This window comes from Lelliottia sp. EB106-05-01-XG201, assembly GCF_058791735.1.
This window is the reverse complement of the sequence record NZ_JBYTDV010000001.1, coordinates 1,739,156-1,758,056: the sequence shown is the minus strand read 5'-3', so window position 1 is coordinate 1,758,056 and position 18,901 is coordinate 1,739,156. Positions and strand designations below refer to the sequence as shown.

At 57.2% G+C, this 18,901-nt stretch carries 14 protein-coding genes, 2 tRNA genes and 1 pseudogene; 8 read left to right on the top strand and 9 right to left on the bottom strand.

The features are described from left to right. Positions 1–29: 29 nt before the first annotated feature. Positions 30–461: a universal stress protein gene (locus tag AC3WS9_RS08145; RefSeq protein WP_285144151.1), complete on the bottom strand. Its 432-nt coding sequence runs from the start codon at positions 459–461 to the stop codon at positions 30–32. A gap of 537 nt (positions 462–998) precedes the next feature. Here AC3WS9_RS08145 and AC3WS9_RS08140 point away from each other — a divergent pair. Genes AC3WS9_RS08140 through AC3WS9_RS08130 form a run of 3 tightly spaced genes read left to right on the top strand, consistent with a single transcriptional unit; the run spans position 999 to position 6,108 of the window. After that, positions 999–2,084 (top strand): efflux RND transporter periplasmic adaptor subunit, encoded by a 1,086-nt coding sequence (locus AC3WS9_RS08140; RefSeq protein ID WP_492487704.1) that lies wholly within the window; start codon positions 999–1,001, stop codon positions 2,082–2,084. Then, positions 2,084–5,146 (top strand): efflux RND transporter permease subunit, encoded by a 3,063-nt coding sequence (locus tag AC3WS9_RS08135; RefSeq protein ID WP_492487702.1) that lies wholly within the window; start codon positions 2,084–2,086, stop codon positions 5,144–5,146. The genes AC3WS9_RS08140 and AC3WS9_RS08135 overlap by 1 nt, the downstream gene beginning before the upstream one ends. 38 nt (positions 5,147–5,184) lie before the next feature. Further along, positions 5,185–6,108, top strand: coding sequence for an acyltransferase (locus tag AC3WS9_RS08130; RefSeq protein ID WP_282494033.1), 924 nt, complete (start codon positions 5,185–5,187; stop codon positions 6,106–6,108). Between the two features lie 160 nt (positions 6,109–6,268). Here AC3WS9_RS08130 and pagP read toward each other — a convergent pair whose 3' ends face one another. After that, positions 6,269–6,844, bottom strand: coding sequence for a lipid IV(A) palmitoyltransferase PagP (gene pagP / locus AC3WS9_RS08125; protein ID WP_282494021.1), 576 nt, complete (start codon positions 6,842–6,844; stop codon positions 6,269–6,271). 223 nt (positions 6,845–7,067) lie between these two features. Here pagP and shiA point away from each other — a divergent pair, with 223 nt between their 5' ends. The 3 genes from shiA to AC3WS9_RS08110 all read left to right on the top strand — a co-directional run bounded on the left by shiA (position 7,068) and on the right by AC3WS9_RS08110 (position 11,706). Then, positions 7,068–8,378, top strand: coding sequence for a shikimate transporter (gene shiA / locus AC3WS9_RS08120; protein WP_492487701.1), 1,311 nt, complete (start codon positions 7,068–7,070; stop codon positions 8,376–8,378). A gap of 79 nt (positions 8,379–8,457) precedes the next feature. Further along, a complete protein-coding gene (locus tag AC3WS9_RS08115) occupies positions 8,458–9,912 on the top strand; it encodes an AMP nucleosidase (RefSeq protein WP_282494019.1) in 1,455 nt (484 codons plus the stop codon). An 18-nt stretch (positions 9,913–9,930) separates the two neighbouring features. Beyond that, on the top strand, positions 9,931–11,706 hold the full coding sequence (locus tag AC3WS9_RS08110; protein ID WP_492487699.1) for an aminopeptidase P family protein: 1,776 nt from the start codon (positions 9,931–9,933) through the stop codon (positions 11,704–11,706). 101 nt (positions 11,707–11,807) lie between these two features. Here the strand turns inward: AC3WS9_RS08110 and AC3WS9_RS08105 are convergent. The 3 genes and pseudogenes from AC3WS9_RS08105 to AC3WS9_RS08095 form a co-directional block, all read right to left on the bottom strand. Continuing rightward, a tRNA-Asn gene (locus AC3WS9_RS08105) sits at positions 11,808–11,883 on the bottom strand. 80 nt (positions 11,884–11,963) lie between these two features. Continuing rightward, positions 11,964–13,478, bottom strand: coding sequence for an EmmdR/YeeO family multidrug/toxin efflux MATE transporter (locus AC3WS9_RS08100; protein WP_285144145.1), 1,515 nt, complete (start codon positions 13,476–13,478; stop codon positions 11,964–11,966). A 54-nt stretch (positions 13,479–13,532) separates the two neighbouring features. Next, positions 13,533–13,613: pseudogene (locus tag AC3WS9_RS08095) on the bottom strand (hypothetical protein); the annotation flags it as partial. A gap of 21 nt (positions 13,614–13,634) precedes the next feature. Between AC3WS9_RS08095 and AC3WS9_RS08090 the strand changes: the two are divergent. Then, positions 13,635–13,710: transfer RNA gene (locus AC3WS9_RS08090), tRNA-Asn, on the top strand. A gap of 111 nt (positions 13,711–13,821) precedes the next feature. On the opposite strand, the gene AC3WS9_RS08085 is transcribed toward AC3WS9_RS08090, so the two are convergent. From AC3WS9_RS08085 to dacD, 4 genes are all read right to left on the bottom strand, one after another. Continuing rightward, entirely contained in the window at positions 13,822–14,157 is a 336-nt protein-coding gene (locus AC3WS9_RS08085; protein ID WP_095282548.1) for a DUF496 family protein, read from the bottom strand. Between the two features lie 167 nt (positions 14,158–14,324). Continuing rightward, a complete protein-coding gene (locus AC3WS9_RS08080; RefSeq protein ID WP_282494014.1) occupies positions 14,325–15,383 on the bottom strand; it encodes an FUSC family protein in 1,059 nt (352 codons plus the stop codon). Positions 15,384–15,481: 98 nt separating this feature from the next. Beyond that, a complete protein-coding gene (gene sbmC, locus AC3WS9_RS08075; protein ID WP_282494013.1) occupies positions 15,482–15,955 on the bottom strand; it encodes a DNA gyrase inhibitor SbmC in 474 nt (157 codons plus the stop codon). A gap of 120 nt (positions 15,956–16,075) precedes the next feature. Then, positions 16,076–17,242: a serine-type D-Ala-D-Ala carboxypeptidase DacD gene (gene dacD / locus AC3WS9_RS08070; RefSeq protein ID WP_285144142.1), complete on the bottom strand. Its 1,167-nt coding sequence runs from the start codon at positions 17,240–17,242 to the stop codon at positions 16,076–16,078. A gap of 198 nt (positions 17,243–17,440) precedes the next feature. Here dacD and sbcB point away from each other — a divergent pair, with 198 nt between their 5' ends. Further along, entirely contained in the window at positions 17,441–18,877 is a 1,437-nt protein-coding gene (gene sbcB, locus AC3WS9_RS08065; RefSeq protein ID WP_492487695.1) for an exodeoxyribonuclease I, read from the top strand. Positions 18,878–18,901 lie beyond the last annotated feature (24 nt).

Below are 18,901 nucleotides of genomic sequence, written 5' to 3'. Positions count from 1 at the left end.
CGTCCTGCAACGAAAATCGCCCTTTGCCCTTAACGCACAACAAATACCGGCACGTGCGCATAGCGAACAATATTGGCCGCATCCGAGCCGAGTAAATGGGTCTGAATATTGGGGTTGCGCGAGCCGATAATGATCACGTCCGCCGTCAGCTCGTCGCCGAGTTTTGTCACTTCATCGCGGACGTTGCCGCTGCGAACGTGAAAATGAATGCGATCCTGCGGAAAAGCGGTTTTTTGCGCCAGGGCGGTGAGTTTTTCTTTTGCGTTATTAACCATATAGTCATCCATTTTCCGCGCGTCGGAGATAAACCCGCGGGTCAGTTCCGGCGAGAATTTGGGGATGACGTGCAGTAAATGGATATCCGCCGAGGAGGATTGCGCGAGGAACTGGGCATGGGCCAGCGCCTTATCGGCCAGGCCGATTTCATAGACATCGACCGGAACCAGAATATTTCTGTACATAGTGAGCATCCTTTTATTACCAATAAGAAAAGTAATGAATAACACTACAGGTCGTGGAACACAGAGGAATAAGCACCACCACCGGGTACGAAGAAATGAAAGGGATGTTATTAAACGTAGCACAGGACTCTCGTTATTTTACTGCCGCGCACTCATTATCTGAATAATCATGGATTAACACCTAAGTACTTTCTCATCTCTCATTCAAAGGCATGAATTCCGCGTGCCTGCCAATTTTAGGCGCGGCTTAACCTTTTCCCGCTTCACAGGCTATGCTCATAAAAAGACATTCTGGCTTGCTTAACAATCCACTACCCACGCTGGATGAGCATGCCTGACTCGCTTGCAGGTATTGGAAAGGGAGGAAAGATGTTTGGATATAGCCTGATTCGCCTCGCGTTGTTTATTGCCCTGGCCATAGTGTCCAGCGCCGCCGTGGGATTATTGACTTATCTGGTGGTTTCGGCTCTCGCGGAATAAAACCGTGCAAGGTAAGTGTTCGTAATAAATAGCGTTTTTATTTATTAGGGGAATAGTGTGAATCGTTACGTTGCGCTGATACCAGTTCTTATTCTTTTCATTGCTGCCTGCGATCAAAAAGCGCCAGAGGCCACACCCCAGCCGAGAATGGTGAAAGTCGCCACGGTGACGGATGCAGGCCAGGCGCAGCAGCGCGTCTTTCCCGCCAGAATAGAGTCCGGCGACGCCACCGACCTCTCCTTTAAACGCGGCGGCCAGATTGAAACGCTCGATATTCGCCAGGGCACCCCCGTAAAACAAGGCCAACAGCTGGCGAGCCTCAACGCGCGGGAAGCTCAGCAGCGCCTGAGAGACAGACAAACCTCCGCCACTCTCGCCCAGCGTCAGTTCGATCGCTTCCAGACGCTGGCCGGACGCCAGGCCATCTCCAAAGCCGAGATGGACGTGCAGCGCGCCACCCGCGATTCCGCCAATGCGGCGCTGAAAATCGCCCAGGAGGAGTTGAGCCAGATGACGCTCACCGCCCCTTTCGCGGGCACGGCGGCCAGCGTGCAGGTGCGCAATCATCAGGTCGTTTCTGCCGGGCAGCCGATTGTGACCCTGACCCGCACCGATCTGCTCGACGTGGTGTTCAGCATTCCGGAAAACCTGTTCAAAACTCTGGATATCCGTAACGCCGACTATCGCCCGGTGGTGAAGATCAATTCGATTCCGGACCGCGAATTTAGCGCGGTATACAAAGAACACACCGGCAGCAGCGACAGCAATACCCTCACCTGGCAGGTGATTTTAACCATGCCGCGTCCGGATGATTTTCCGGCGGTGGGCGGCGTAAGCGGCACGGTAACGGTCAATCTGGCGAATCTCCCGGCGGGCGCGGGACGCAATGCGCTGGTGGTGCCGGTGGAAGCGGTATTCAATCCGGATAACAGCCCGCGCAATAAGCCGCACGTATGGGTGGTAAAAGGCGAAGGGGATAATCTGCAGTTGGAAGATCGCCAGGTGACGGTCGGGCAGGTCACCGCTCAGGGGGTGATCATCACGGAAGGTCTGAAAGCCGGAGAGCGCGTCGTCGCGGCGGGCGTTGGCGAATTACACGCCCAGCAGCCGGTGCGAGTCTGGACGCGCGAGCGAGGTCTGTAATGGATATCTCTCGCCAGTTTATCGACAACCCGATTCGCGTCTGGCTGACGGTGCTGCTCCTCGGCGTCGGTGGGATTTTTGCCCTGCTCAATATTGGTCGGCTGGAAGATCCGGCGTTTACCATTAAAACGGCGGTGGTGGTCACCCACTACCCCGGCGCGTCGGCCCAGCAGGTGGAAGAGGAGGTCACGCTGTCGCTGGAAAATGCCCTGCAGCAGTTGCCCTATCTCGATAACGTCAGCTCGATCTCCTCGAACGGGCTGTCGCAGATCACCGTGAATATCGCCTCGCGCTACCACTCCAATGAGCTGCCGCAAATCTGGGACGAGCTGCGCCGGCGCGTGGGCGATGCGTCGCGCCAGTTTCCGCCGGGGGTGGTGACGCCGTTCGTCAATGACGACTTCGGCGATGTGTTTGGTTTTTTCTTTGCCATCTCGGGCGATAATTTTACCAATCCGGAGCTGTCTCAATATGCCGACCAGCTGCGCCGCGAGCTGGTGCTGATCCCCGGCGTCGGGAAAGTGGCGATTGGCGGCGCGGTGCCGCAACAGATTAATGTGGATATCAACCTCGCGAAAATGGCGGCGCGCGGGGTCACCCTCGGGCAGATTTCGACGCTGCTGGGGCGGGTGAACAGCGTGGCCAACGCCGGGGAGATTGCCTCCGGGAGCGAATCCATTCGTCTGCACCCGACGGGCGAGTTTGAAAATCTTGATGAACTCGGAGACTTGATTATCACCCCGCCCGGCGTGGGTGCGGCGACGCGTTTGCGGGATATCGCCACCATTTCGCGCGGGCTGACGGTTTCCCCGTCGAGTATTTACCATGCCAACGGGCGTCAGGCCGTGACCATGGGCGTTTCGTTTATTCCGGGCGTGAACGTTATCGATGTGGGTCGCGCGCTGGAGGCCAAACTGCAGCAGATGTCGGCGGAAAAACCGGCGGGCATTAACATCGATCTGTTCTACGACCAGGCCGCCGAAGTGGGCCACTCGGTGAACGGATTTATCATTAACTTCCTGATGGCGCTGGCGATCGTCATCGGCGTGCTGCTGATTTTTATGGGCTTGCGCAGCGGGATCATCATCGCCCTGTCGCTGGCCCTGAACGTGCTGGGCACGTTGCTGATCATGTACCTGTGGGGCATTGAGCTACAGCGCATCTCGCTCGGGGCGTTGATTATCGCCCTGAGTATGCTGGTGGATAATGCGATTGTGATCGTGGAAGGCGTCCTGATCGCCCGGCAGCGCGGCTCCACGCTGATGACGGCGATTAACTACGTCATTCGCCGCTCTGCCCTGCCCCTGCTGGGCGCGACGGTCATCGCGATCCTCGCCTTTGCGCCGATTGGGCTGTCGCAGGATTCGACGGGCGAATACTGTAAATCCCTGTTCCAGGTGCTGCTGATCTCCCTGCTGCTGAGCTGGTTCTCGGCGCTGACCCTCACCCCGGTGATGATCAAATGGTGGCTGTTTAAGGGCCAGCAAACCGCCGACGCACCGGCGGATGTCGATCCCTATAACCGGCGCTTTTACCGTCTGTACCAGAACATGCTCAACGCGCTGCTGGTGCGCAAAACGATCACCCTGACGCTGATGGCGGTTCTGCTGGCTGGCGCTATCTGGGGCTTCGGCGCCGTCCGGCAAAACTTCTTCCCGTCGTCGAATACGCCGATTTTCTTTGTCGACCTGTGGCTGCCCTACGGGACGGATATCACCCAGACCGAAAGGATCACCAGCGAGATTGAAAAATCGATCAACGGCCAGCCGGGCGTAGTCACCACCGTCTCGACCATTGGCCAGGGGAGCATGCGTTTTATCCTGACCTACAGCGGCCAGCGGCAGTACAGCAACTACGCGCAAATCATGGTGCGCATGGACGATCAGCGTAACATCGCCGCCCTGACCCGCCACGTCGACGAGGATATTGCCCGCCACTATCCGGAGATTAACGCCAGCACCAAACGGGTGATGTTCGGCCCGTCCGGCGACAGCGCCATTGAAGTGCGCATCAAAGGGCCGGACCCGGATCGGCTGCGGCTGATTGCCAGCCAGGTGGATGACATTCTGGCCCGCGATCCAGCGACAGACAGCGTCCGTAACGACTGGCAAAACCGCAGCAAAGTGATCCGCCCGCAGTACGTCGCCGCCTCCGGGCGCGAGCTGGGGGTGGATAAACAGGATATCGACAGCGCACTGGAGATGAATTTCTCCGGCAGCCGCGTCGGGTTGTACCGGGAAGGATCGGACCTGCTGCCCGTGGTGGTGCGCCCGCCGGAGAGCGAGCGCCAGGATGCCAATCATCTCAACAACGTGCTGGTGTGGAGCCAAAACCGCCAGCAGTACATTCCCCTGAGCAACGTAGTAAGCGGCTTTGCGCTGGAGTGGGAAGATCCGCTGATCCTGCGCCGGGACCGCAGCCGGGTGCTGACGGTGCAGACCGACCCCGACCCGCTCAGCAACGAAACGTCCGGCGATATTCTGGCCCGCGTGAAACCGGAAATTGATGCCCTGCCGCTGCCGCACGGCTACAGCATTGAGTGGGGCGGCGACGCGGAAAACTCCAGCGAGGCGCAGCAGGGCATTTTCACCACCCTGCCGATCGGTTTCCTGGTGATGTTCATCATCACCATCCTGATGTTCAGCTCGGTGAAAAACGCGGTGGCGATCTGGCTGACGGTGCCGCTGGCGCTGATCGGCGTGACGCCGGGCTTTTTACTCACCGGCATTCCGTTTGGTTTTATGGCGCTGATTGGGCTGCTGAGTCTGAGCGGGATGCTCATCCGTAACGGCATCGTGCTGGTGGAAGAGATTGAGCAGCAGAAAGAGCACAAAGCCCAGCACCAGGCGATAGTCGATGCTGCCACCTCGCGCTTGCGCCCTATTCTGCTGACGGCCTTTACCACAGTGCTCGGGCTGGCCCCGCTGCTGCGCGATGTCTTCTTCCAGAGTATGGCGGTGGTGATTATGTTCGGCCTGGGCTTTGCCACTATCTTGACGCTGCTGGTACTTCCGGTTATTTATGCCTGTTTCCACCCCACGGAGAGGGCAGAACCCCAATGAACCCAACCGGGCTGAACATTATTAAAACGCTGGGATGCATGACGGCGGTGACCTTTTTCACTCTGTACCACACCTGGGATCGCTACGATTACGATTATCACTGGATCCTCGGTTTCCTGACCTTTATCTCCACTATCGCCACGCCGCTGTTTTTTGTGGTGGCGGGCTATCTGGACGCTCAGTCGCGGCACGGCTCGCGCTGGCAGCTCGGAAAGATCAAAGCGGTGGTGGTGGTGTTTCTGTTCTGGATGACGGTCTATTACCTGTGGGAGCCGTATCAGCGCGGGTATTTAATCCAGCCGTGGTTTGTCTTCACCTTTATCGTGATTTACACCTTCCACCCGCTGATTGAGTGGCTAAGCCAGCGGCGACGCCTGTTTTTTGGCGTGATTTTCACCCTGCTGGTGTTTGCCTATGGCTACGATTTGCTGTCGGCGCTCTATCCCGAAAAGCATCTGCTGTCGCTGGCGCCGCAGTATCGGCTCTGGACCTGGCTGCTGTTTTATCTCACCGGTCAGATTTTTTTCGACCCGCTTGTTTCCGCCTGGATAAGCAAAGACAAAGTGGTGAAAGCGGCCATCGCGGCCATTCCGGTGATTTATCTGTTCACCTGGTTTTATGAGCGGCACTTCTTTTTCGCCCTGTTCAAGGCGGATCGCAACGCATTTATTCTGACCGGCTCGCAGATTTACATCCTGATCGTGGCGCTGGTGATTGCCGCCAACGGCGTGCGGTTTCGCAGGAATATCGAATTCAAAGAGGCGATTTTAGCCGCGGTCAGTAAAACGATGACCGGGGTGTATATTCTTCACTATTCGGTGTTTCACCTGCTTACGTCGCTGATCCCCGTGACCTCGCTCACCACCAAACTGCTGCTGATTGGGCTGACGTTTGTGGCGTCGGTGCTGATTTCGATGCTGGCGCTGTCGCATTCGACGGTTAAGAAGATCATCACGCTTTGAGACCGTGCGCGCTTCGGGCTTGTGCTGTCTGATGCCCTCACCCCAACCCTCTCCCACAGGGAGAGGGAGAAAACATTAAAAACGGCAACGATGTTGCCGTTTTGCATTTACCTTGTAGGCCGGGTAAGGCGCAGCCGCCACCCGGCTTCAGACTCCGACTTTAAAACCCATACCGCAGCCACGCAAACAGCACGTTGCCGTTGTTATAGGTCCCCGGAATATAGGTGAACTGTACGTTCAGCCGTTTATACCCGGCGGAGAACAGCGGCAAAATGATCGGCAGCGGCACATAGTTCGCAAAATCCTGCCGCGCTGTGATCCCCGCCGTGACGCCAAGCCCGAGGCGGAAATCCTGCGCATTATCCAGATACCAGCCCTTCTCCCAGCCGTAGCCGACAATCGGCTGCCATTCGTTGTGGGAGTCTTTAAACATCATCGCGTAGAGAGAACTCCAGTTTCCCTCTTCGTTATAACGAGAAACCCCAAACCCGCCGCCCCACGGCATTTCGTTGTAGTTATCGGTTTTCTCTTTGTCATACATAAAGCGCGCATGCCAGCTCAGGAAGGGCAGATAGAGATCGTAGTTTTGCGGCTCATTCCACGTCTGGGAGACATCGTTGGTGAAGTTGTTCCACCAGCCGGTGATGCGCTGTTCCCCGTAAACACCCGGCTCAGCATATAAAGGGGCCACAAACCACATCAACATAATGAGTAAGGCAATCCGAAGCGCGTGCATAGTTAATCCCTCTGCAAATCGTTATGCGATAACTAATACTGTAATCCCTTTTCTGGAAACCCCGTCGTCGCGTTTCGGAAATTTTACCGTACCGGGCGGATAAAATCATTTTCACCTGCCGCCTGTCGGGGTAGTCTCATGGTTCCCGTCTCCACGGCGGGCACGATGTGAGTAACCTTTTCCCATACTAATAATGAAAAATACGGTACAGACAGGACTAAAAATGGACTCCACCCTCATCTCCGAACGCCCCAACGAGGAGACACCATCGCTTAATCGCGCCCGACGCGCCGCCCTCGGCAGTTTCGCCGGAGCCGTCGTCGACTGGTATGACTTTCTGCTCTACGGCATCACCGCCGCTCTGGTATTTAACCGCGAATTCTTCCCTCAGGTCAGCCCGGCAATGGGCACCCTCGCCGCGTTTGCCACCTTTGGCGTCGGGTTCCTGTTTCGCCCGCTGGGCGGCGTGATCTTCGGTCATTTCGGCGACAAACTGGGCCGCAAGCGGATGCTGATGCTCACGGTCTGGATGATGGGCATCGCCACTGCGCTGATCGGTATTTTGCCGTCGTTCGACACCATCGGCTGGTGGGCACCGGTCCTGCTGGTGACCCTGCGCGCCATTCAGGGCTTTGCCGTGGGCGGTGAATGGGGCGGCGCGGCGCTGCTCTCCGTCGAAAGCGCGCCGAAACACAAGAAAGCCTTCTACAGCAGCGGCGTGCAGGTCGGTTACGGCGTCGGCCTGTTGCTCTCCACCGGGCTGGTTTCTCTGATAAGCCAAATGACCACCGACGAGCAGTTCCTGAGCTGGGGCTGGCGCATTCCGTTCCTGTTCAGCATCGTGCTGGTGCTGGCCGCTCTGTGGATCCGCAACGGCATGGAAGAGTCCGCCGAGTTTGAAAAGCAGCAGAACGAAGCGCCGGTGGCGAAGAAACGCCTGCCGGTGATGGAAGCTTTGCTCCAGCACCCCGGCGCGTTCCTGAAGATCATCGCTCTGCGCCTGTGCGAGCTGCTGACGATGTATATCGTCACCGCCTTCGCCCTGAATTATTCGACGCAAAACCTCGGCCTGCCGCGTGAGCTTTTTCTGAATATTGGCCTGCTGGTGGGTGGCATTAGCTGTTTCAGTATTCCCTGCTTTGCGTGGCTGGCGGACCGGTTTGGCCGTCGACGCGTCTACATCACCGGGGCGCTGATCGGCAGCCTCAGCGCCTGGCCGTTCTTTATGGCGCTGGAAGCCCAGTCGATGTTCTGGATTGTGTTCTTCGCCATTATGCTCGCCAACATCGCCCATGACATGGTGGTGTGCGTGCAGCAGCCGATGTTCACGGAGATGTTTGGCGCGAGCTATCGCTACAGCGGCGCGGGCGTGGGCTATCAGGTGGCGAGCGTGGTCGGCGGCGGGTTTACGCCGTTTATCGCCGCGGCCTTAGTCACCTTCTCCGGCGGCAACTGGCAGAGCGTGGCGATTTACCTGCTGGCGGGCTGCCTGATCTCCGCCGCCACGGCGCTGCTGATGAAAGAGTCCCACTGATGATGTCCTGACTTTTTTTTCACATGTGAGTGACATACTATCGAGTGACGTCGCACATCTGTGGATCAAGGAGACAGACATGAATAATAAGGGCTTAAGCCTGACACCTGCTCAGGCGCTGGAAAAGCTGGAGGCGTTGTACGAGCAATCTGTCAACGCCCTGCGCACCGCCATTAGCGAGTACATTGAAAACGGAACGCTTCCTGATGAAAAGGCCCGACTCGACGGCCTTTTTGTTTATCCCTCGCTCTCGGTAACCTGGGACGGCGGCACCACCAACACACCAAAAACCCGTGCCTACGCCCGCTTTACCCATTCAGGATGCTACTCCACCACCGTTACCCGCCCTTCCCTGTTCCGCCCTTATCTTGAAGAGCAGCTGACGCTGCTGTATCAGGATTACGACGCGCATATCGCCGTTGAACCCTCGATGCACGAAATCCCGTACCCGTACGTGATTGACGGTTCGGCGCTGACGCTGGACCGTTCGATGAGCGCCGGGCTGACGCGCCACTTCCCAACCACCGAGCTGTCGCAGATTGGCGATGAGACCGCCGACGGGATTTACCATCCGGCGGAGTTTTCCCCGCTGTCGCACTTCGATGCGCGCCGCGTTGATTTCTCGCTGGCACGACTGCGCCACTACACCGGCACGCCGGTCGAACATTTCCAGCCCTTTGTGCTTTTCACCAACTACACCCGCTACGTGGATGAGTTTGTGCGCTGGGGCTGCAGCCAGATCCTCGATCCGGACAGCCCGTACGTGGCGCTCTCCTGCGCGGGCGGGATCTGGATCACCGCCGAGACCGAAGCGCCTGAGATGGCGATTTCCGATCTGGCGTGGAAAAAACATCAGATGCCAGCCTGGCACCTGATCACCGCCGACGGTCAGGGCATTACGCTGATTAACATCGGCGTCGGCCCGTCGAATGCCAAAACTATCTGCGACCATCTGGCGGTATTGCGCCCGGACGTGTGGCTGATGATCGGCCACTGCGGCGGCCTGCGCGAAAGCCAGCTGATCGGTGATTACGTCCTCGCCCACGCCTATCTGCGCGACGACCACGTGCTCGACGCGGTGCTGCCGCCGGACATCCCGATCCCGAGCATCGCCGAAGTCCAGCGCGCGCTGTACGACGCCACCAAGCAGGTGAGCGGCATGCCGGGCGAAGAGGTTAAACAGCGCCTGCGCACCGGCACGGTGGTCACCACCGACGACCGCAACTGGGAGCTGCGCTACTCGGCGTCCGCCCTGCGCTTTAACCTAAGCCGCGCGGTGGCCATCGATATGGAAAGCGCCACCATTGCCGCCCAGGGCTACCGTTTCCGCGTTCCGTACGGCACGCTGCTGTGCGTTTCGGACAAACCGCTGCACGGCGAGATTAAACTCCCGGGCCAGGCTAACCGCTTCTACGAGGGAGCGATTTCCGAGCATCTGCAGATTGGCATTCGGGCGATCGACTTACTGCGTGCGGAAGGCGACAAGCTGCATTCGCGTAAGCTGCGCACCTTTAACGAGCCGCCGTTCCGCTAAAAACAACAAGGAAAAATCATGCACACCACCACACCGCTTACGGCGCTTCGCCAGTGGCTACAGGAAAATCATCTAGACGGGATGATCGTCCCGCGCACCGATGCGTGGCAAAGCGAATACTGCGCGCCCCATTTCGAAAAACTGGCGTGGCTGACCGGCTTTGACGGCTCGGCGGGGCTGGCGCTGGTTCTGAAAGATCGCGCCCTGCTGTTCGTCGACGGCCGCTATCAGGTGCAGGCACGCGTGCAGGTCAACATGGACGATTTTGCCATCCATCATCTGCACAACGAACCGCTGGGCCAGTGGCTTGACGCCAATGCCAGCGCGGGAACGCGTATCGCCTTTGACCCGCTGCTGATGACCCATAACGAGTATCAGCAGTTGGCCGCTACTGCCTGTGAATTCGTGGCCCTCGAGGCGTCGCCATTCGATACCCTCTGGACCGACCGACCTGCCGCCCCGGCGGGGATGATCCGCGAGATGCCGGTAGACGTGAGCGGTGAAAGCAGCGCCGATAAACGCCGTCGTGTGGCGCAACTGTTGCAAAGTAACGGCGCGGATTATCTGGCGCTGACCATGCCGGATAACATCGCCTGGCTGATGAACGTGCGCGGCTCCGACATTCCGACCAGCCCGGTGCCGCTCTCCTTCGCGCTGCTGAGCCGCGAGGGGGACATCGAGTGGTTTGTCGACGGCGACAAACTTCGCGAACTGCCGGCCTCTGCCGTGGAAGGGATCGTGATTTCGCCGCAGGATGATTTTGTGCCGCGCTGCAAACAGCTCGGCGAAGGCAATCGCGTGTGGCTGGATGCGGATTCCGCGCCGGTCGCGCTGCGTTTTGCCATTGAGCCGCAGGGAGAGATCATCTGGCAGGCCGATCCGGTGACGCTCCTGAAAGCGCATAAAAACCCGATTGAGCTGGAAGGCTATCGCGAATGCCACCAGCAGGACGGCGCCGCATGGGTGAACTTCCTCGCGTGGCTGTCCCGTGAAGTGCCGCAGCGCGAGGCTGCGGGCAAGCCGCTGACCGAGCTGGAAGCCCAGGCGCAGCAGCTTAAGTTCCGCGAGCAGCAAAGCGGATTCATCGAGCAGAGCTTCGAGACCATCTCCGCCTCCGCCAGTAACGCCGCGATGTGCCATTACCATTCGAGTGAAGCATCGAATAAGGCGATCACCAGCGGGCATTTTTATCTGAACGATTCCGGCGGTCAGTATCACAATGGCACCACCGATGCGACCCGTACCCTCGCCTACAGCAAGCTGGATGCGCAGCAGCGCCTGCACTACACCGCGGTGCTGAAAGGCTTCTTGTCCCTGATCTCGCTGCAATTCCCGTCGGGTACGCAGGGGCATCAGTTGGATGCCTTTGCCCGCCGTCCGCTGTGGGAGCTGGGGCTGGATTACGATCACGGCACCGGGCATGGCGTGGGGAATCAGCTGTTGATCCACGAGAATCCGCAGCGCATTGCGAAGAAGGTAAACCCGTGGCCGCTGACGGCGGGGAATATCATCACTATCGAGCCGGGCTACTATCAGGCCGACAGTCACGGTATTCGCATTGAGAATCAGGTGGAGATCGTGGAGAGCATGCCGGGCTTCTGCAAGTTTGCCTCCCTGACGCTAATCCCGATTGATTTAAGTCAGGTGGAGCTGCATCTGCTCAGCGAGCAGGAGAAGCAGTGGCTGGATGAGTATCATCAGCAGGTGCGGGACGTGTTGTCGCCGCTGGTCGAGAGCGATGCGCGTCCGTGGCTGTTTGCAGCCACCGCGCCGATTCGCGTGCAGGCGGGGTAATCCGTACGATCCTGTAGGCCGGGTAAGGCGAAGCCGCCACCCGGCAATTTACCAAAGGCAGAAAAGCAAAAAGCCTGCTTCAAAAGCAGGCTTTTCAAATTTGGCTCCTCTGACTGGACTCGAACCAGTGACATACGGATTAACAGTCCGCCGTTCTACCGACTGAACTACAGAGGAATCGTGTGAACGGGGCGCATATTATCGACGCCACCCGGCATTGTCAAAGACAGAATGCACAAAAATGTTCGTTTGCTGCTTTATTCCTCAGTTCGCACACTTGTCAACCGTTCAGGCGCGTCAGGAGCCTCATTTTGGGCTTTGATCCGCGGGTATTTCCACAGCCAGCGACCGCTAACCATACGCCAGTAGAACAGCGCGCCGCGCACCGCCCAGTCGAGGAACATCCCCAGCCAGACGCCCACCACGCCCATTCCGAGCATAATCCCGAGCCCATACCCCGCCACCACGCGACAGCCCCACATGCCGAGCATCGAGACCCACATCGCAAAGCGCGCGTCACGCGCCCCTTTGAGCCCCGCTGGAAGCACCCACGACGCCGCCCAGATAGGCATAAACGCGGCGTTCATCCAGATGAGGATTTTGACTACCTCTTTGACGTCGTCCTCATGGGTGTAGAACGAGGCCATCAGCCCCGCGAACGGCGCGGTTCCCCACGCGATAATCGTCAGGCCAATCGTCGACAGCCAGAAAACGTGGCGCAGCTGCCGTTCCGCTTGGGCAATTTGCCCTTTGCCGAGCCGTTTACCGGTGATGATGGTCGACGCCGACCCAAGGGCGTTCCCCGGGAGGTTAATCAGCGAGGCAATAGAGAACGCTATAAAGTTACCGGCAATGACGTCGGTGCCCATTCCGGCGACAAACATCTGCGTGAGCAGTTTCCCGCCGTTGAACAGCACCGACTCAATGCTGGCAGGGATCCCAATCCCCATCACTTCCCAGATAATGGCGAAATTGAACGGGCGGAAGTAGCTCTTTAACGAGAGCTTGAGCGCAGGGTTTACGCCCATCATCAGCACCACGACAATGGCGATCGCGCCGATGTAGCGGGAGATAGTCAGCCCAAGCCCTGCACCGACAAAGCCTAGTCCGTCCCAGGAGAAAAGACCGTAAATCAGAATGCTGCTGATGATGATGTTGAGGATGTTCATCCCGCCGTTGATCAGCAGAGGGATTTTAGTGTTGCCCGCACCGCGCAACGCGCCGCTGCCAATAAGGGCGATGGCCGCCGCCGGATAGCTCAGCACCGTCATTTCGAGGTAGGTCAGCGCCAGGTCTTTCACCTCATTGGTTGCCTCCCCCGCCACGATATCGATAATCTCTTGACCGAAATAGTGGATCACCGCCGCCAGAATGATTGAGAAGACGGTCATGATCATCAAGGATTGCCGCGCCGCTTCACGCGCGCGCTTCGGGTCCAGTTTGCCCAGACTAAAGGCCACCACCACCGTTGTCCCGAGGTCGATAGCGGCAAAGAACGACATCACCACCATATTAAAGCTGTCCGCCAGCCCCACGCCCGCCATCGCCTCTTTGCCCAGCCAGCTCACCAGAAATGTGCTGAGCACGCCCATCAGCAGGACGCAGGTGTTTTCCAGAAAGATAGGCACAGCAAGGGGGGTGATTTCACGCCAGAACAGAACACGATAGCTTTTACGTTTGGCATACCAGGGCGTACGCTTAACGGCCTGGCGCAGAGCGGAAGTGACGTTCAAAATGGACCTTAACGAGAGAAAGTTGAAACTCCATTTCAAATGATGAGGGAGAAACGCTAATCCTGCAAAGTATTTTCCACAAAAAATTGTAGAGAATGACGACAAACTGACGACAGAATCAGCAGTTGAACCACCGAGTGTAAGATCAGGTTTGACAAAAGTTTTTTCGCCGCTAAGATAAGCCTCCTAACCGATTCCTCTGTAGTTCAGTCGGTAGAACGGCGGACTGTTAATCCGTATGTCACTGGTTCGAGTCCAGTCAGAGGAGCCAAATTTGAAAAGCCTGCTTTTAAAGCAGGCTTTTTGCTTTTCTGAGTCTGTAAAACGCCCAAAAAAAAGCCCCTCTGCTTTCGCAGAGAGGCCTTATCAATTTTCGCGACAGTTACTCGCTTTTGGCTTCACCGTTCTTGATTTCGCCAATCACTTTCAGTTTTTTGGAGATGTCGCGACGCTCTTTGGACAGCTCAGCATTTTTGATGATGTAGTCGTCTACGCGATCTTCGTAGTCGGTTTTCATGCTGGCGATGATGCCCTGGATAGCTTCAACGCTCATGCCTGGCTTGATGTAGTCGCTCAGGTTATCAAGCAGCAGAACACGTTTCTGGTTGTCACGGATCTTCTTCTCAACGTCCTGGATTTCACGCTGCAGTTTGTTTTTGCGGCGGAACAGGCGGACGAATTCCAGAACATCCTGGAACGAAGGCTTGGTAGTTTCCATTTTGATACCCCTGCTAATGTAAGATTCGGATTCGTTAAGCAACCGCTGTGCAGATAACCTTACTGACAGCCGCTGCGAATGACAATGACTATATCGTTTGATCCTATCATAACCCCAATCGCTGCTGAATCGAAGCAGCAGCCGTCACAACAGGCGATGGCTGCTTTTTATTTGCGCAGCGCCCGGCAGATAAGATGCGACAACAGCTCCAGTTGCCTCGCCATTTCCATGCTCAACCATACATAGCCGTGGATGGGCGTTTCCGCCACATTGTCGCCCTGATGGTCGTTGATCAGCTGCCGCAGTTCTGCCGTGATTTCGTTCAGACGTTCGCTGTTCGCCAGGATCGGCTGCGGGTTCCCCTCATACAGCGCGTGAGCGATGGTCAGCAGCGTTTGCTGCGTCATCTGCTGGGTTTCCTTGAGGGTGTGCGCATTCAGCAGCACGAAGTGGCTGGCGCGGGATGCCCAGTGGGCGTTGATTTGCAGTTCGAGCATACACACCAGATTACGGCTGACGGTCTGGATCGCCTCGAAGATGGATTTTTGAATGTGCGTCTCTTTACTGGCGGGCGCGATAATGCCGCGCATCTTGACGACATCGTTGAGAATTTTTTGCATATGCTTTTCAAGCCGCGGACGTTCAACCAGATTGGGCGAAAAACCTGCCTGATAGACGCGATTCACCGCGGTGACGTAGTTCGCCATCTGGATGCGCCAGTGCAGGAACGCCCGCTGCGGCCAGATGCCGGTAAATAGCATCGCCAGCAGCGAACCCAGAATCACATCGCCGCTTCGCCAAAGGGCTGTCGCCATGTCCCCTGCCGGGGCACCGACGACCACCGAGAGCGTGATCCCGATCAGCAGCGCCTGATACGGTTTTTTGCCGAGTGCCAGCCAGCCGCACAGGAACATCGCCCCGGCGCACCACAGCAACATCACAGGAAGAGAAATCAGCTCCAGCTTGAGCGCAATCAGCCCCAGCGCCGAGCCAAAAATAGTGCCGCCTATGCGCTCAAAAGCGCGCGGGACCACGTTTCCCCAGAAAGAGATCGGCCCCATGATCACCACCAGTGTGATGAGCGGCCAGGTCCCCTCAGGGATGTGGAACAGCCTCACCAGCAGGAAAGTGAGAATAAACGCCAGCGCGATGCGGCAACCATGCACGACGCGGTAATTCCGGTACAAACGGATTTCAAAGGGAGTTAATGATTTGTCGGGACGCACACCCGCTCTCCAGCTACACGGCAAACCACAATTGTACTGTGTTTTCTGCCGGACGCATCACGTCCGACAGAAAAACCCTACAAATAACAGGCCCGGACTCAAACGACCTTATTTTGCACTGCAACGTACATTTCGATATCCCAATAACCATCTACATTGCCATCATTCAGATAGCGCTCGAAGCAAGGCTTCGGCGCGATCCCGTAGCGGTTGTCCTCAAGGAGACTGTTGAAGAAGCTGTACCAGGGCGTGCCAAAATCATGGTTTTCGACACGCGCTACGGCGACGGCGTAGTCCCCTGCCGCGATTTCGGTGAGGATCACCCCTTCGCTGTTCGCCGGGATTTGAAAATCTTCTGGCACGGTCACGGCTGTGTCGCAGCGCAGTTTTTCGGCGGGCACTTCATCGGGATTGTCATAATAAACCGCCACCCATTCGAGGGGCTCGATTTTGTTGCCATCGACCCACATCGCCAGTTGCTCAAAGCCTTGTTTAACGGTTTGCTCCCACGGGCCAACCAGATGAAAACCGGCAATTTTACGCTTAGGTTGCTGCTTGATGCTGTAGTCCATACTGCCTCCGTTTATTACTGTATATTTATACACTATAAAGCAGATTCGTTATGTCCGGCAAACACGAGATGTTTATTATGTGAGCAGACTCGCAGGAGTGCCAGTCTGCTCTTTTAGGCGTCAGGCTTTGTGATGCAGATAGTCGCTCAGACGGGAGAACAGACCGCCCTTGCCAATCGGCTCCAGGGTCACTAACGGCCAGTGGGCAACGACTTTATCGCGGTCATACAGCTCAATTTCCCCGACGCGCTGATGGGCGGCAATCGGCGCTTCCAGCTCTTTTTTATCGAGCACGTATTTAGCTTTGATATTGGCGACTTCCGCTTTCGGCAGTGCCAGCCAGAAATCCTGATCCGTTCCGAGAGAGATCTGCTCTTTGTCGCCGTACCAGATGCGCTCCGTCCCGACCTGTTTGCCGCTGCGCAGGATCTGCACGGTATCGAAGTTTTGCTGACCCCAGTGCAGCAGCTTGCGGGCCTGCTCTTCGCGACCCTTCGGGCTGTCTGCCCCCATCACTACCGCGATCAGGCGACGTTGACCATCCACCGCCGAGGCAATCAGGTTAAAGCCCGCGCCGGAGGTGTGCCCGGTCTTGAGCCCGTCAACGTTCATGGTTTTATCCCACAGCAGACCGTTGCGGTTTTGCTGGGTGATGCCGTTCCACGTCAGGCTCTTTTCGCTGTACATGTGATAGAAATCGGGCTCACCGTGAATGATGGCTCGCGACAGAACGGCCAGATCGTAAGCCGAACTATGCTGGCCCGGCGCATCCAGCCCATGTACGGTTTCAAAGTGCGTATCGCGCAGGTTTAGCTTTTCCACATAGTCGTTCATCATGCTGACGAACTGCGGCTGACCGCCCGCCACATGGTCCGCCAGGGCCACACAGGCGTCGTTCCCGGAGTCCACAATCAGGCCGCGGCTGAGATCGCGAACGGTCACGCGATCGCCCGCTTTCAGGAACATCAGCGATGAACCGTCGAACACCGGATTGCCCTTCGCCCACGCATCGCGCCCGACGGTAACGACGTCATCCGGCGTAATACGATGGCTGTCGATCGCGCGATCGACCACATAGCCCGTCATCAGCTTGGTGAGACTGGCCGGATTGCGCTGTTGATGCTCGTTGCCTGCCGTTAAAATTTGACCCGTGGTGTAATCCATCAGCACCCAGGACCCGGCCTGAATGGCCGGCGGCTGCGGCGAGAAGTCCAGGGGATCGGCAGCCAGTGCGGAGGTGATACTCGAAGCGAGTAAAGAAACAGCAATAAACAGACGGCGTTTCAACGATATGTCCTCAGGTCATTTAAAATCGTTGCCCTTTTTACGGAAAATCTCAGTTCGTTACCTGTTTAAATTGCAAAAAAATGTGACGGCGCGCAGTGATTTAGCAGAAGGCAGCGCGCAAAACTGGCGCTGAAAAACGCTTTTTGTTCGGCGTGTCGCCGCCGATCGTTTACCATAGCCAGGTCACTTTTCAACAGGATGGTATTACTGGTGTCTGATTCCGCCGCGCGCCCCACATTTCTCTTCCACGATTACGAAACCTTTGGCACCAGCCCGTCGCTGGACCGGCCTTCGCAGTTTGCGGCGATCCGCACCGATACGGATTTCAATATCATCGGCGAGCCGGAGGTTTTTTACTGTAAGCCTGCCGACGACTATCTGCCCCAGCCCGGCGCAGTGATGGTTACCGGCATTACGCCGCAGGAAGCGCGCGAAAAAGGCGTGAACGAAGCCGAGTTTGCCCGTCGCATTCACGACCTGTTTACCGTGCCCAATACCTGCGTGGTGGGCTATAACAACATCCGCTTCGATGATGAAGTCACGCGCAATATCCTGTACCGCAATTTCTACGATCCCTACGCCTGGAGCTGGCAGAACCGCAACTCGCGCTGGGATCTGCTGGACGTCATGCGCGCCTGCTACGCCCTGCGCCCTGAAGGGATAAACTGGCCTGAGAATGACGACGGTTTGCCGAGCTTCCGCCTTGAGCATCTGACGCGCGCCAACGGCATTGAGCACAGCAACGCCCACGATGCGATGGCGGACGTGTATGCCACTATCGCCATGGCGAAGCTGGTGAAGACCGCCCAGCCCAAACTCTTTGATTATCTCCTCAGCCATCGCAGCAAGCAGAAACTGATGACCCTGATTGACGTCCCGCAGATGAAACCGCTGGTGCATATCTCCGGGATGTTTGGTGCCTGGCGCGGGAATACCAGCTGGGTCGCCCCGCTGGCGTGGCATCCTGACAATCGCAACGCGGTGATCATGGTCGATCTGGCCGGTGATATTTCGCCGCTACTGGAACTGGACAGCGACACCCTGCGCGAGCGTTTGTACACACCGAAAAATGAGCTGGGCGATACCGCCGCCGTGCCTGTCAAGCTGGTGCATATCAACAAATGCCCGGTGCTGGCGCAGGCGAATACGCTGCGTCCGGAAGATGCCGACCGGCTGGGTGTGAATCGTCAGCTTTGCCTCGATAACCTGAAAGTGCTGCGCGAGAATCCGCAGGTGCGCGACAAAGTGGTGGCGATTTTCGCCGAAGCCGAGCCGTTTGTGCCCTCTGATAACGTCGACGCGCAGCTCTATAACGGCTTTTTCAGCGACGCCGATCGCGCCGCCATGAACATCGTGTTGCAGACCGATCCGCAAAATTTACCGGCGCTGGACATCACCTTCGCCGATAAGCGTATCGAAAAGCTGATGTTTAACTATCGGGCGCGTAACTTCCCTGGCACTCTCGATGAAGCCGAGCAGGAGCGCTGGCTGCAGCACCGCCGTAACGTCTTTACGCCAGAGTTTTTGCAGCAGTACGCCCAGGAGCTGGAGATGTTGTACACGCAGTATGAAGGCAATGCGGAGAAACAGGCGCTGCTGAAAGCGCTGTATCAGTACGCGCAAGAGATTGTCTGAGGATTGCAGGCATAAAAAAACCGG